The sequence below is a fragment of the Achromobacter sp. K91 genome (genome assembly GCF_003576205.1).
In the GTDB taxonomy this organism is placed as follows: Bacteria; Pseudomonadota; Gammaproteobacteria; order Burkholderiales; family Burkholderiaceae_B; genus Achromobacter; species Achromobacter aegrifaciens.
The window spans coordinates 1-13590 of sequence record NZ_QWFB01000015.1; the positions used below are offsets into that span (position 1 = coordinate 1).

12 protein-coding genes and 1 pseudogene are annotated in these 13590 nt (G+C 68.4%); 2 read left to right on the top strand and 11 right to left on the bottom strand.

Annotated elements, in window-relative coordinates:
* The coding region (locus tag DXK93_RS03830) for an ABC transporter ATP-binding protein/permease (protein ID WP_147400216.1) at positions 1-1767 on the bottom strand (1767 nt) is incomplete at its 3' end.
* Positions 1768-1859: 92 nt separating this feature from the next.
* Between DXK93_RS03830 and DXK93_RS03835 the strand changes: the two genes are divergently transcribed.
* On the top strand, positions 1860-2828 hold the full coding sequence (locus DXK93_RS03835) for a LysR substrate-binding domain-containing protein (RefSeq protein ID WP_119449389.1): 969 nt from the start codon (positions 1860-1862) through the stop codon (positions 2826-2828).
* 15 nt (positions 2829-2843) lie between these two features.
* Here DXK93_RS03835 and DXK93_RS03840 read toward each other — a convergent pair whose 3' ends face one another.
* The 10 genes from DXK93_RS03840 to DXK93_RS03885 form a co-directional block, all read right to left on the bottom strand.
* Entirely contained in the window at positions 2844-3572 is a 729-nt protein-coding gene (locus DXK93_RS03840; RefSeq protein ID WP_119449390.1) for a GntR family transcriptional regulator, read from the bottom strand.
* Positions 3569-5098 carry an AMP-binding protein gene (locus DXK93_RS03845; RefSeq protein ID WP_119449391.1) on the bottom strand — a complete coding sequence of 510 codons (1530 nt, stop codon included), beginning with the start codon at positions 5096-5098 and terminating at the stop codon, positions 3569-3571. Before DXK93_RS03845 ends, DXK93_RS03840 begins: the two co-directional genes overlap by 4 nt.
* 30 nt (positions 5099-5128) lie before the next feature.
* The gene (locus DXK93_RS03850; RefSeq protein WP_054456531.1) at positions 5129-6367 is read right to left on the bottom strand and encodes a thiolase family protein; all 1239 of its coding nucleotides are present in this window, start codon (positions 6365-6367) and stop codon (positions 5129-5131) included.
* Positions 6364-7071, bottom strand: a complete 708-nt coding sequence (locus tag DXK93_RS03855) for an ABC transporter ATP-binding protein (RefSeq protein WP_054456532.1) — start codon at positions 7069-7071, stop codon at positions 6364-6366. The genes DXK93_RS03850 and DXK93_RS03855 overlap by 4 nt, the downstream gene beginning before the upstream one ends.
* Entirely contained in the window at positions 7068-7823 is a 756-nt protein-coding gene (locus tag DXK93_RS03860) for an ABC transporter ATP-binding protein (protein ID WP_119449392.1), read from the bottom strand. Before DXK93_RS03860 ends, DXK93_RS03855 begins: the two co-directional genes overlap by 4 nt.
* Positions 7820-8836, bottom strand: coding sequence for a branched-chain amino acid ABC transporter permease (locus DXK93_RS03865; protein WP_054456534.1), 1017 nt, complete (start codon positions 8834-8836; stop codon positions 7820-7822). The genes DXK93_RS03860 and DXK93_RS03865 overlap by 4 nt, the downstream gene beginning before the upstream one ends.
* Complete coding sequence (locus tag DXK93_RS03870; RefSeq protein WP_054456535.1) at positions 8833-9690, bottom strand: branched-chain amino acid ABC transporter permease; 858 nt, start codon at positions 9688-9690, stop codon at positions 8833-8835. The genes DXK93_RS03865 and DXK93_RS03870 overlap by 4 nt, the downstream gene beginning before the upstream one ends.
* A gap of 85 nt (positions 9691-9775) precedes the next feature.
* Positions 9776-10957, bottom strand: a complete 1182-nt coding sequence (locus tag DXK93_RS03875; protein ID WP_054456536.1) for an ABC transporter substrate-binding protein — start codon at positions 10955-10957, stop codon at positions 9776-9778.
* 176 nt (positions 10958-11133) lie between these two features.
* Entirely contained in the window at positions 11134-11937 is an 804-nt protein-coding gene (gene hutG / locus DXK93_RS03880; protein ID WP_119449393.1) for an N-formylglutamate deformylase, read from the bottom strand.
* Between the two features lie 118 nt (positions 11938-12055).
* Positions 12056-13009 carry a LysR family transcriptional regulator gene (locus tag DXK93_RS03885; RefSeq protein ID WP_054456538.1) on the bottom strand — a complete coding sequence of 318 codons (954 nt, stop codon included), beginning with the start codon at positions 13007-13009 and terminating at the stop codon, positions 12056-12058.
* A gap of 105 nt (positions 13010-13114) precedes the next feature.
* On the opposite strand from DXK93_RS03885, the pseudogene DXK93_RS03890 reads away from it, so the two are divergent.
* Positions 13115-13590, top strand: a pseudogene (locus DXK93_RS03890) (MFS transporter); the annotation flags it as partial.

Sequence of the window (13590 nt, forward strand, 5' to 3'; positions counted from 1 at the left end):
GACGGGGGCGGCCGGGGCGGCGGGTCCCGCCGATGGATTGCGGTGCGCGGCCGCCTGTTCGTGCATCAGGCGGTAGTACAGGCCGTTTTGCCGCATCAGTTCTGCGTGCGGTCCTTCCTCCGCGACCCGGCCCTGGTCCAGCACCAGGCAGCGGTCGGCGCCGATGACGCTGGCCAGGCGGTGGGCCAGGATCAAGGTCGTGCGGCCGGCCATCAGGCGGTCCAGCGCCTGCTGGATCAGCGCTTCGTTTTCCGTATCCACCGACGACAGCGCCTCATCCAGGATCAGGATGGGCGCGTCGCGCAACAGCGCGCGGGCGATCGCCACGCGCTGGCGCTGGCCGCCGGACAGCTGCAGGCCGCGCTCGCCGATGCGGGTGGCGTAGCCCTCGGGCAGCGCCATGATGAAGTCGTCGATATTGGCGGCGCGGGCGGCGGCGCGCACCTGTTCGTGGGTGGCGTCGGGGCGGCCCAGCCGCAGGTTGTCGTCGATGGTGCCATGGAACAGCGTGATGTCCTGGCTTACCAGCGCGATGTGCGACAGCAGCGCCTGCGTATCCAGTTCGTTCACGTCATGGCCGCCGATGCGGATGCTGCCGGATTGGGGCAGGCATTCGCGCAGCAGCAGGCGCACGATGGTCGACTTGCCGGCGCCGCTGGGGCCGACCACGCCAACGCGTTCGCCCGCGGCGATCCGGAAGCTCAAGCCCTGGTGGGCGCGGCGCTCGGGGGTGTAGGAAAACGCCACGTTGTCGAATTCGATGGTGGGCGCGAGCCGGCCCGGGGTCTTGCCGCCGGCGGCGGGGGCGGGTGTCAGCGGCTGCGCATCCGTCAGCGCATGGATGCTGGCGGCGGCCGACTGGCCCAGCATGCCCCGGTGCAGTACCGAGCGCAGGTCGCGCAGCGGGCGGAAGATCTCGGTGCCGGCCATCAGCACGATCAGCAGGGCTTCCACGCTCATGTCGCCGTGGGCCACGCGCCAGGCGCCCAGCGTCAGCGCCAGCGCCGCGCCCAGGGCCACGCCCAGGTCGCTGATGCCGCGCGTCAAGAGGCTGACGGAAAGCACCCAGAAGGTGTTGTCGGACAGGCTGCGGGCGCGGGCGGCCAGCCGCTGGCCCCAGGCCTTGCCCTGGCCATAGGACTTCAGCGTGGGCAGGCCCTGCACGGCGTCCAGGAAGTCCTCGCCGAAATCGTTCAGGGACTTGCTGCGGGCCAGGCTGGCGCGGCGGTCCAGCATGTGCACGGCCATGGGGCCGAACAGCGCGAACAGCGCCGCCGCCAGGAACACCAGCGCGGTGGGCACGTCCCAGAACGCGATCACGGCGAAGATGGCGAAGGGCGCTGCGGCGGCGATCGCGACTTGCGGCAGGTACTGGCCGAAGAAGGCTTGCAACTGCTCGACTCCGTCGACCACCGTCAGCATCACGCCGCCCGTGCGCTGGTTGGCGAACCAGGCCGGGCCCAGGCTCACGATGCGGTCATAAAGCCGGGCGCGCAGCGCATGCTGCACGGTGGCGGCGCAGCGGTTGGCCTGCACGGTGCGCCAATGGTCCAGGAAGGCGCGCAGCAGCACCATGGCGGCGGCCCACAGCGCCGGCGCGAGCCAGTCCTGCGACGGTGCGCCATCGAATACGCGGGCCAGCAACTGGCCCAGGAACACGTAACGGGCGATGCCGGCGGCCAGGGCCAGCAGGCCCAGGAAAATGCCGCCCGCCATGCTGGCGCGCAAGCCCGCCGTCAACTGCCAAAGGCGCGAATCGAAATACATAGCAAACTCCTTTCAGTGCTTGCATGGTCCCCGATCCCGCGACCCGGCGATAGCGATAGTTTTTCAATCTAGGGTTGAGCTAGACTTGACCCATGGCCGATCTTCCCAACCACACGCCGCCCCTGGCGGCCCTGCGCGCCTTCGAGGCCGTAGCCCGCCTGGGCAGCCTGAGCCGCGCCGCCGCCGAACTTCACGTGACCAAGAGCGCCGTCAGCCATCAACTGCGGGCGCTGGAGGCGGATCTGGGGGTGGCGCTGCTGCGCCGCGGAGGCACGGTGCGCCGCGCAGAAACCACCGCGGCGGGCGCGGACCTGTTGGCATCCGTGCAACAGGCCTTGACCCTGCTGGAGACCGCCTGCCGCAACGTGCGGGCCTCCGCCCGGGGCAAACGGCGCAATACCCTGAACGTTTCCGCCAACCCGTCGCTGGCCGCCATGTGGCTGGCCCCGCGCATCGGACGCTTCATCGAGCTGCATCCCGGCATCGACATCCAGGTGTACCTGCACGCCAGCCAGGACCCGGCCTGGAAAAGCCAGGACATCGACCTGGCGTTCCTGCACGTGCGCGCCATGGGGCCGCATATCGCCGAGCCCGGCGACATCCCGTTGATGACCGAAACCGTGGTGCCCGTGTGCAGTCCGTCGCTGGTCGATCCGGCCGAGCGCGGCGATCCTGGCGTGTTCCTGCGCCATCGCTGGCTGGAGGAAAAGCACGTCGACAGCCCGGAGACCGACTGGCGCACCTGGAGTCCGCGGCTGGGCCTGGTCGAATCCGACTGGCAGGAACCCATGGTGCTGAGCGGCCTGAGCACGGTCGCCGCAGCCGCGGCTGCCGGGGTCGGCATCGCGCTGGGCCGCGCGCCGCTGATTGACGAGGAACTGGCCAGCGGCCGGCTGGTGCCCCTGGTGCCGCACCTGCGCATGCCGGGCTCCTGGGGCTACGTGATGCGGATCCAGGCCAACCGGCCGATGGACGCCGCCTTGCCGACGCTGGTGGAGTTCCTGGCGGAAGAGGGGCGCAGCACCGGCGCCTGGCAGAACCTGGCGGACGCGGGGCGCTGAGACCGCGCCGGGGCGTCAGTCCGCGCCGCTGCGGCCTCGCGGCGGCTTGCTGATGGTGACCGCCGAGGTGACGATCAGCTCCATCAGGATGTTGCGGGCCAGGTTCTCGGCATAGTCGTTGCGCGCCTCCGCCGTGGCGATGGCGCGCTCCACCGATCCCTCCACGATGGCGTTGATTTGCTGGATATGCAGCTCGCAGATCTGCACCAGGTCCGGGTGGCGCTTCTGGTGGAAGTACAGGAAGCGCCGCGCCAGCGTCTGCAGCATGGCGTGGAACTCTGCCGCGTAGCTGTTGCGCGAGGCGGCGCCGATCTGGCTGGTCAGGGTGAAATGCAGGCGCATGTACATGCGCATGTCGTTGACGGCCTTCAGGTCTTCGAGTTCACGGGCCAGTTGCGTCAATTCGGCGCGTTCGCCGTCGTCGGCCCACTGCGCGGCCTGGGCCACGATCAGCCGTTCGATCTCGCGGCGCGCCTGGATGATCTTCAACTGGCCCTGGTAGTCGATCTCGGAGATGAAGATGCCCTGGCGCGGGGCGATTTCCACCAGGCGTTGGAACGCCAGCTTCTGCAGGGCGTCGCGCACCGGCGAGCGGCCGATGCCGACGCGTTCGCTCAGGGTGGTTTCCGACCACTGGCTGCCAGGCGGCAGTTCGCCGGTGACGATCATTTCCTCCAGGGCGCAATAGGCCTTTTCGGTCTGGCTGACAGCGGTACGGCCAAAGAGGGGGAAAGCTTGGGTCATGGAGTCGGAAGCGCGCGTTGTTGGAGTTCGCGTTTTAACACTTTGCCGGTGCTGTTCTTGGGCAGCTCCTCCAGAAAGACGTAGCGCTTGGGGCGCTTGAAGCGCGCGATGGATTCCAGGCAGAGTCGGTCCAGATCCTGCTCGGAGGCCCGGGCGCCGGGCTTGAGCACCACGAAGGCCAGCACCGACTCGCCCCATTCGGGGTCGGGGCTGCCGACCACCGAGACCTCCTGCACGGCATCGTGGCGCATCAGCGCCTCTTCCACTTCGCGCGGATAGATGTTGGTGCCGCCGCTGATGATGACGTCCTTGGAGCGGTCCTTCAGGTGCAGCAGGCCGCGTTCGTCCAGGATGCCGATATCGCCCGTATGGAGCCAGCCGCCAGCCAGCGTGTCGGCGGTGGCGCGCGGATTGTTCCAGTAGCCCTGCATTACGGTCGGCCCGCTGACGACGACTTCGCCCAATTCGCCAGGGGCTGCCGGCCGGCCGGAGGCCTCGCGGATTTCGACGTCCATGGCCGACTGGATGTACCCCACCGAGCCCAGCAGCGCGTCATCGTTGCGGGCCACGGCGTCGGCGATCTGGACGGCGGACAAGGCCGATATCGACATGGGGCTTTCACCCTGTCCGTAGATCTGCGCCACGCGCGCGCCGTAGCAGGCCACCGCGTCCTTGATGTCTTCGATGTAGAACGGCGCGCCGCCCACGATCAGCGTGCGCAGGCCGGGCGGCGGGCCGCCTGCCTGACGGGCGTGGCGCACCATGCGCTGCACGATGGTGGGGGAGGCGAACAGGCTGACGTTGCGGTAGTGCGTCAGCAGCCCGGACAGTTCTTCTTCGTCCAGGCCGCCGCTGTCGGGCACGATCTGCAAGGCGCCGTGCAGCCAGTACGGAATGCTGTAGAGGCCGCCGCCGTGCGACAGCGGCGCCACGTGGACCATGGCGTCGCCGGGCTGTACCGGCTGCACGTCGGCATAGAAGTTCAGGCACATGCCGACCAGGTTGGCATGGCTGAGCATGACGCCCTTGGGCTTGCCGGTAGTGCCGCTGGTATAGAACAGCCAGGCCAGGTCCTGGGGCGGACGCGTTTCCAGGGGCAAGGGCTGGCCCAGGGCGCCGGCCGCGTATTCGGCCGACTCCACGTCCACCACGCGCGTCGCTGGCAAGCTGCGGGCGACGGGCGCCAGCGCCTGCAGCAATTCGCCTTGCGACAGGCACAGGCGCGCATCGCTGTCGCGCAGGATGTATTCGAGTTCGTTGGGATGCAGTTTGGCGTTGACCGGCACGGCGCAGAGGCCGGCGTGCCAGATGGCCAGCATCGATTCGATGTAGCTGGGGTGGTTGCGCAGCGCCAGCATGACGCGCTGGCCGGGCAAAAGGCCCAGCGGGCCGCGCAGCCAGCCGGCCAGCGCCTGCACCCGGGCCTGAAGCTGGGCGTAGCTGAGGGGATCGCGGGTGCCGGCGGCCAGCGCGGGCTGATCGGCGTAAATAGTGGCGCTGCGGTGAAAGAGAGAGCTGAGATGCATGGCGGTCTCTGGGTTGATGGGGGGCGCGGATCAGCGGCCAAGCAGGGTGATGCAGGTCACCGCCTCTTCCACGCCGTTGAAGCCGCCGCCGTTCTCGGCGATGGCGAAGCGCGCGCCTTCGACCTGGCGAGCGCCGGCTTCGCCGCGCAGCTGGATCACCATTTCGTGGACTTGCGCCAGCCCGGTCGCGCCGATGGGGTGGCCGCGCGACAACAGGCCGCCGGACACGTTGATGGGGATGCGGCCGCCCAGGCTGGTGGCGCCGGACTCGGCCATCGGTCCGCCTTCGCCGAAGGCGCAGAAGCCCAGCGCCTCGGTCTGCTGGATCTCGGCGAAGGCGGTGGCGTCGTGCACTTCCGCCAGCGACATGTCCTGCGGGCCGACGCCGGCGCGCTCGTAGGCCTCGAGCGCGGCCAGATGGCACAGGTGCCGGTCGTAGCGGTCGGCCGGGCGGTCGGTGGCGGTTCGCAGCACGCTGGCGTACAAGCGCACGGCGCGGGCGCGTTGCAGGCGCTTCAAGCCCTGGGCGTTGCAGACGATGGCGGCGGCCGCGCCGTCGCTGATGGGGGCGCACATGGGCAGGGTCAGCGGCCAGGACACGGGCCGGGCGGCCAGGGCCTCGTCTATCGTCATGGGGTACTGGAACTGGGCCAGCGGATTGCGGGTGGAATGCATGTGGTTCTTGGCGGCCACGGCGGCAAGCTGGCGCTGGGTGGTGCCGAAGGTCTTCATGTGCAGCCGCGCCAGGCTGGCGTAGATGTCCATGAACACGCTGCGTTTGCCCGGCTCTTCGAAGCCGGGCGGGGGCGTCACGTCGGGCGCCAGTGCCATCAGGCGCGCCATCTGCGCCGGCGCGTCGTGCACGTCCCAGGCGCCGTCGAACACGGCGAAGCTCTTGGCCTTGTCCTCGGAAAACAGCTTGTCCACGCCCACGGCCAGGCAGATGTCGCCCGCGCCCGAGGCTACGTACAAGTGGGCGGCGTTCAGCGCGGTGCTGGAGCTGGCGCAGGCATTCTCCACGTTGACGACGGGGATGCCGGCGATGCCCATGGCCTTCAGCGCAACCTGGCCGGCCACCATGTATTGGCCTTCGATGGAACCCTGGCCAGCGGTGGCGAAATAGGCCGCCTGCAGGTCGGCGGCGTCGCAACCCGCGTCGGCCAGCGCCTGCGTGACCGCGTCGCGCACCAGGTCCTTGACGCTTTTGGCCGGCTGCTTGTCGAAGCGGGTGATGCCCACGCCCGCGATGTAGGTGGTGTCGTTGCTCATGCTTGGATGCCCGTGGTGAGGATGGATTCGATGATGTGGCGGTCAGCCTGGACTTCCGCGGCCGATCCGCTCCAGGCGATTTCGCCGTGGTCCAGCACGTACTGGCGGTGCGCCAGGCGGGCAGGCACCTTCAGGTTCTGCTCGACCAGCACGATGCCGGTGCCCTGACGGTGGACTTCGGCGAAGACCTCGATCAGTTCGTTGACGATGCGCGGCGCCAGCCCCTCGGTCGGCTCGTCCAGCAGCAGGACGCGCGGATTGCCCAGCAGGGCGCGCGCGATCGACAGCATCTGCTGTTCGCCGCCGGATAGCTGGTCGCCATGGAAGCCTATGCGTTCGCCCAGCCGCGGAAAGACCTGCAGCACCCGGTCCTGCGTCCAGTAGCCGGGCTGGTGCGCCAGTGCGCCCATGCGCAGGTTTTCGCGCACCGTCAGGTTGGGGAAGATGCGGCGCGTGTCAGGCACCAGCGCGATGCCGTCGCGGCTGATCTGTTCGACGGCGCGGCGCGTGGCGTCCTGGCCGGCGATCAGGCGGTTGCCGGCGGACAGCGGCAGCAGCCCGATCAGCGTCTTGAGCACGGTGGACTTGCCAGCGCCGTTGCGCCCGACGATGGCGACGATCTCGTCCTGGGCCGCGCGCAAGCCTATGTTCTTGAGCGCCAGCGCCTGGCCGTAGTGCACGCTGGCATGTTGCAGTTCGATCATGCCGCCACCTCCTCGCCCAGATAGACGGCGCGCACGGTGGCGTCGTCGCGGATGGCGGCCGGCGGTCCCTCGGCCACCTTGCGGCCGTTGGACAGCACCACGATGTGTTCGGACAGCGTCATGATCACGTCCATGTTGTGTTCGATCAGCAGCACCGTGCGGCCGGCGGCGGCGTGGCGGATCAGGCGGGTGGCGGCGGCTATCTCATGGTGGCCGACGCCGGCCAGCGGTTCGTCCAGCAGCAGGATGCGCGGGTCCGGCAGGAGCGTCAGGCCCAGCTCCAGCGCGCGCTGCAAGCCGTAAGACAAGGTACCCGCCACGGTGTCGCGCCATGCCGTCAGGTCGGTCAGTTCCAGCATGGCGTCGATGGTGGACGCCAGGCGGCGGTCGTAGCGCGGCGCCAGCCAGAACGGCAGCAGATGCGAGTGGCTGATCTGCGCGGCGATGCGCAGGTTCTCCAGCACCGTCATTTCAGGAAAGATCTTGGTGATCTGGAAGCTGCGGCCGATGCCATGCCTGGCGCGCTCATGGGCCCGCAGGCGCGAGATGTCCGCGCCGTGGCACAGGATGCGCCCGCCATGTCCGGGCAGGTTGCCGGACAGCACGTTGAGCAGGGTGGTCTTGCCCGCGCCATTGGGGCCGATCAGGCCGTAGACGCGGCCGGTTTCGAAGGTGTAGCTGAAGTCCTCGATGGCGCGCAGCGCGCCGAAGGTGACGCTGACCTGTGCGCATTGCAGTGCGATATCGCTCATGACGGGCTCCCTTCGCGCGGCGCCAGCGGCACGGCGGGCGCGGGTGGACTGGCGGGGGCGGGCGCCGCGGGGCGCTTGCGGCTCCAGCGGGCCTGCAGCGCGCCCAGCACTCCTTGCGGGAAGTACAGCGTGGCCAGGATGAAGACCAGGCCCAGGATGCCGTACCAATAGGGCGTCCAGCCGCTGAGCCATTCCTTCAGCGCCTCGAACAGCAGCACGCCGGCCACCGGCCCCCACAGGGTGCCGGCGCCGCCCAGCAGGGTCATGATGATGACGTCGCCGGAAGTGGTCCAGTGCAGCATCTGCGGGTTCATGTACATCAGCACCGCGGCCAGCAGTCCGCCCGCCAGGCCGCCGACGGCGCCGGACACGAGGAAGGTGATCTGCTTCAGGCGCTGCACGTTGTAGCCCAGCTGGGCGGCGCGGATCTCGTTCTGGCGCACGCCCGCGACCGCGCGGCCGAAGGGCGAAGCGCGCAGCATCGCCATCAAGGCCATCACCAGGGCGAACACGGCGGCGACATACCAATAGAAGTTCACGGTATCGAAGAAGTCTATCCCCGCGAGTTCCGGCCGGCCGATGCCGGGCAGGCCGTCGGCGCCGCCGGTCCATTCGCGCAACTTGCTGTCGGCCAGGATGTACATGAGCTGCGACAGCGCCAGCGTGACCAGGGCGAAGAAGATCCCCGAGACCCGCAGCGCGAACACGCTGAAGATCCAGGCGCAGGCCGCGCCCGCCACGACGGCCAGCGCCAGCCCGGCCTCGAACGGCAGGCCGTAGCGCTGGGTGGCCAGCGCCAGCGCGTAGCCGCCGGTGCCCAGGAAGGCCGCGTGGCCGAAGGACACCATGCCCAGCAGGCCGAACACCAGGTCGAAACCCACGGCGAAGATGGACCACACCATGATCAGGATGGTCAGGTTCAGGAGAAAGTCGTTTTGCGTGCAGAAGGGCACCGCGATCACCGCGGCGGCCACGCCTGCCGCGATGGCGGCATCTTGGCGGGAAGTCGTCATGCCAGCCTCGCTTGGCGGGAGAACAGTCCTTGCGGACGGGTGAGCAGGGTGGCGATCAGCATGGCGAACGTCAGGATGTCGACCCAGCTCGGCATGAAGGTGTAGCCCACCGCACGCACCATGCCGATCAACAGCGACGCCGCGACCACGCCGCGGATATTGCCCAGCCCGCCCAGGATCACCACGATGAAGCAGTCGATGATGGTGTTGGTGGCCATGCCCAGCTCTATCGGGAACAACGGCGCGGAGATGGCGCCGGCCAGCCCGGCCAGCGCCGCGCCCACGCCAAACACCGCGCTGCGGATGGTGGCGGCCGGCAGGCCCAGGATGCGCACCATTTCGCCGTCGCTGCTGGCCGCGCGCACCAGCATGCCGAAGGTGCTTTTTTCCAGCACGAAGAACAGCGCGGCCGACACCAGCAGGCCGAAGACGATGACGAACAGGCGGTAGACGGGGATGGTGCTGCCGGCCAGTTCGACCGTGCCCGCCAGCAGCGCCGGCATCGGCGTTTCCTGGTAGCCCAGGCCCCAGACGAACTTCACGGCCTCGCTGATGACGAGGATGAAGCCGAAGGTCAGGATCAGTTGATAGAAGTGCGGGCGGTTGTACAGCGGTCGCAGGGCCAGCCGTTCCATCGCCACGCCGACGAGGCCGACGCCCACCGTTGCCACGACCAGCCCGGCGATGAAGGAACCGGTGCGCAGCTGGATGTCGAAGGCCAGGTAGGCGCCCAGCATGTACAGCGCGCCATGGGCGAAGTTGATAACGCCCAGCATGCCGAAGATAAGCGTAAGGCCGGACGCCAGCAGGAACAGCAGCATTCCCAGGCTCAGGCCGATGATCACGGTGGACATGGCAAAAATCCGTCAGGCGGCGCGCAGGGGCGCGCCGGGGGGAAAACCGGTCCACGAGGACCGGCGGGTGCGTCACTCGGCGGCTTCAGCCCGCGCAGGGTTCGAAAACCTGATCCGGCGGGAACACCTTGACGATGTCCATGACGTAGGCGGGCTGCGGCGGCTTGCCCGTGTCCACCACGCCCCACAGGCCGTTCTGCATGGCCTGGTGGTCGCAGGCGCGCATGGTTTTCTTGCCTTCCACGGAGTTGGTGCGCTCGCTGGCGGCAAACGCCTCGACCCACTTTTCCTTGTCCCAGGTGCCGGTCTTGTCGACCACGTCCAGCCACCAGCTCATGCCGTCGTAGGCTTCGCCAGCGGCGGCCGAGGGGAACTCGTTGTATTTCTTGCGGAAAGCCTCGACGAATGCCTTGTTGGCGTCGTTCTCGACGGTGAAGTGATATCTCACGCCCGACTGCACGCCGACCGCGGTGGGGCCGACGCCGGCCGCCATGGTCTCGTCGGCGATCACCGGGCCGAAGATCTTGCGCGTCTTGCCCAGTTCGATCTGGCCGGCCTGCTTGACCATGGTGACGGCGTCCGAGCCCGTCATGAACAGCGCCACGCCGTCGGCGTTGGAGCGCGCGATCTTGTCGGCGATGGAGGAATAGTCGCGATTGCCCAGCGGCGGGAAATCGGCGCCCACGATCTCGATGCCGGCCTTCTCGGCTTCGCGCCGGTACCAGTCCCAGCTGTCGCGCGTGGCCTGGTAGTCGGCCGTCACGCCGTAGATGCGCTTGAGCTTCTGCTCCTTGGAGTAGGCCAGCGCCATGCGCTGCTCCATGCCCAGCGTGTTGGAGGTGCGGAAGGTATAGCGCGAGCCGCCCGGCACCGTGATCTTGTCGTCGGCCGACATGGTGACCAGATGGGGAATCTTGCGCTGCTTGGCGATGTTCATGATGGCCAGCGTGCTGGCCGAGCTGACCGCGCCGAAGATCATCTGCGATCCATCGGAGATCAGGCGGGTGGTTTTCTGCACCGCGGGCTGCGGCTTGGTTTCATCGTCTTCCCAGGTGACCTGGATGGGCTTGCCCAGCACCTTGCCGCCGCGCTGCTCGATGGCGATGGTGACGCCCTTGCGCATGTCTTCGCCAAAGATGCCGTAGGTCCCCGACAGCGAGACCACGCCGCCGATCTTGAACGTGTCGGGATCGGCGGCGCGCGCCCCTGTCGCATACAGGGCGCACAGCGCCAGCGCGCCGCAGGCGGCGTGACTCCATGTCTTCATTTTCTGTCTCCGCGTATTTTTCGTTATGGCTCGTAATGTTTTACGTAGCGCGGTTGAGATACTACGTTTTGGATTGTGATGTGAAAAATTGGGGAATACCCGAGCGCCGAGACAAAAAAAAACCGCCCCGAGGCGGCAAGCGCCTGGGGCGGTTCGGGGTGGGGACCGGCTTGCGGTTAGCGCTGGCGCGCTTCGGTCTGTTTCAGCGCCGACTGCACCATGCTTTCGACCAGCGGGATGACCTGGCCCGCCAGGTCGGGGCGATAGGCGTAGGGATGCGTTTCGTCCATGTAGGTGGACTGGCACATTTCCAGCTGGATGGCGTGGACGTTGTCGGCGGGCTTGCCGTAGTGGCGCGTGATGTAGCCGCCCTTGAAGCGGCCGTTCACCGCCCAGGTGTAGGCGGTGTTTTCGCGCAGCCGCTCTTCGACGGGCGCCAGGATGTCGGGCGCGCAGGCCGCGCCGTCGGCGGTGCCGATGTTCAGGTCGGGCAGCTTGCCTTCGAACAGGCGCGGCAGCACGCTGGCGATCGAGTGCGCTTCCCACAGCAGTACGGCGCCGTGCTCGGCCTTGATGCGGTCGATCTCCTCGCACAGCTTGGCGTGGTAGGGCTTCCAGTAGGTCTGCAGCCGGTGTTCGCGTTCCGCGTCGGTCAGGACGGCCTCGTTGCGGTAGAGGGCGTCGCCGCGGAAGGTCTGGGTCGGGCACAGGCCGGTCTTGGTCTGGCCGGGATACAGGCTTTCATCGTTGGGCGGGCGGTTCAGGTCCACCACGTAGCGCGAATAGCGCGCGCCGATGACGGACGCGCCCAGCGCCTCGGCGAACCTGTACAGCGTGTCCAGGTGCCAGTCGGTGTCGCCCGACTGCAGGCCCAGCGGCGTCATCTGCGCGCGCTGCGAGTCGGGGATCATGCTGCCCAGATGGGGAATGGAGATCAGCAGCGGCGCCGTGCCGCGGCTGAATTGGTAGATGTCGCTCAAGTAAAACTCCGGGGGAAATGGCGGGGCGCAGGCAAGGGCATGCCTGGCAGCGTCCCTGGGTGTCCGGTATTGCGCCCGGCGGGGCAATGCCGGCAATCATAGTGGATCGGGCGCACGCCTATGGCCGCGGCGGCGCGGCGTCGCTGGTCCAGGGCGCGCCGCCGCGCCATCTGTCGGCGATGGCGTCGATCAGGACGCGCACCTTGGGCGCCAGGTGGCGCCGGTGCGGATAGACCGCGCACACCGGCGCGCCGGCCGGCGCTACCGATTCCAGTACCGGCGCCAGCCGGCCGGCGCGCAGATCCTCGCCCACCAGGAAGGCGCCTAATTGGACGATGCCTTCGCACGCCAGCGCGGCGTCGCGCAGCGCTTCCGTGTTGCCCAGCCTCAGCCGTCCAGCGACATGAACACTGCGTTCCTGTCCGTTGACGGCAAAGCGCCAGGGCGCCAGGGCGCCGGCATGGGTGTAGGCCAGGGTGCGGTGGCCAGCAAGGTCATCCGGGCTGGCTGGCGCGCCGTGGCGGGCCAGGTAGCCGGGCGCGGCGCAGGTGATCAGGCGATGCGGCGCCAGCACCCGGCGCACCAGCCGGCTGTCGGTTTCGCCGCCGATGCGGATGGCGACGTCCACGCCGTCACGCACCAGGTCGATGTAGTCGTCGGAAAAGCTGACGTCCGCCTCGACTTCGGGCCAATCGCGCAGGTAGTCGCGCAGCAGCGGCATGATGTGCAGCCGTCCCAGCGATACCGGCAGGTCGATGCGCAGCCGGCCGCGCGGCGCCTGCTTGCGGCTGGCCATGGCGTCGGTGGCGTTGTCCACTTCGGACAGGATGCGCTGCGCATGTTCGTAGAAGACGCGGCCTTCGTCGCTGAGGCTGACGCTGCGCGTGCTGCGGTGGAGCAGCCGCGCGCCCAGGCCCAGTTCCAGGCGCGCGATGCACTTGCCGACGGCCGAACGCGACAGGCCCAGCTTTTCGGCCGCGGCGGTAAAGCTCTGGGTGTCGGCCACGCGCACGAACGCGAGCAGATCGCCGATGTGGTCCAGACGGGCGGCTGGGTAGGATGAATTGCGCACGATTCGTCCCTTGTGTTTATTGGTTTTCCTACTTTATCAGCGAAATGGAAACAGTAGACTGCCCAGGAGTCGGCCCGGCCTGGGCCTTGCCTGGAACCTTTGACCATGACTCGCGGCATTTCCCCTGAAGACCACGCCATCGCCGGCGCTTCGTTTACCGAACCCATGCCTGAGCGCGCTGGCTGGCGTGCGTGGCTGGGCGTGATCGCCGTCGGCCTGGCGACCTTCTGCGTGGTCACCACCGAAATGCTGCCGGTGGGGCTGTTCGTGCCCATTACCGCGGCGCTCGACGTTTCGGTGGGCATGGGCGGCTTCATGCTGTTCGTGCCGGCCATCCTGGCAGCGCTGTTCGCGCCGCTGGTCGTCATCGGCGCGAAGGGGGCGGACCGCCGCGTGATTCTTTGCGGTTTGCTGGCGCTGCTGGTCTGCGCCAACGCGGCCAGCGCCTGGGCGCCCAGCATGGCGTGGTTCCTGGCGGCGCGGGTGCTGGTGGGCTTTTGCATCGGCGGCATCTGGGCGATCGCGGGTGGATTGGCGGGCAGGCTGGCGGGGGGCTGTCTCTTATACACATCTCCGAGCCC

What these genes read in the sequence shown, in the direction of transcription:
- DXK93_RS03870 (WP_054456535.1), bottom strand. Translation starts at nt 9,690, where the DNA reads ATGTCCACCGTGATCATCGGCCTGAGCCTGGGAATGCTGCTGTTCCTG.
- DXK93_RS03845 (WP_119449391.1), bottom strand. Translation starts at nt 5,098, where the DNA reads ATGCATCTCAGCTCTCTCTTTCACCGCAGCGCCACTATTTACGCCGAT.
- DXK93_RS03855 (WP_054456532.1), bottom strand. Translation starts at nt 7,071, where the DNA reads ATGATCGAACTGCAACATGCCAGCGTGCACTACGGCCAGGCGCTGGCG.
- DXK93_RS03835 (WP_119449389.1), top strand. Translation starts at nt 1,860, where the DNA reads ATGGCCGATCTTCCCAACCACACGCCGCCCCTGGCGGCCCTGCGCGCC.
- DXK93_RS03860 (WP_119449392.1), bottom strand. Translation starts at nt 7,823, where the DNA reads ATGAGCGATATCGCACTGCAATGCGCACAGGTCAGCGTCACCTTCGGC.
- DXK93_RS03875 (WP_054456536.1), bottom strand. Translation starts at nt 10,957, where the DNA reads ATGAAGACATGGAGTCACGCCGCCTGCGGCGCGCTGGCGCTGTGCGCC.
- DXK93_RS03840 (WP_119449390.1), bottom strand. Translation starts at nt 3,572, where the DNA reads ATGACCCAAGCTTTCCCCCTCTTTGGCCGTACCGCTGTCAGCCAGACC.
- DXK93_RS03850 (WP_054456531.1), bottom strand. Translation starts at nt 6,367, where the DNA reads ATGAGCAACGACACCACCTACATCGCGGGCGTGGGCATCACCCGCTTC.
- DXK93_RS03865 (WP_054456534.1), bottom strand. Translation starts at nt 8,836, where the DNA reads ATGACGACTTCCCGCCAAGATGCCGCCATCGCGGCAGGCGTGGCCGCC.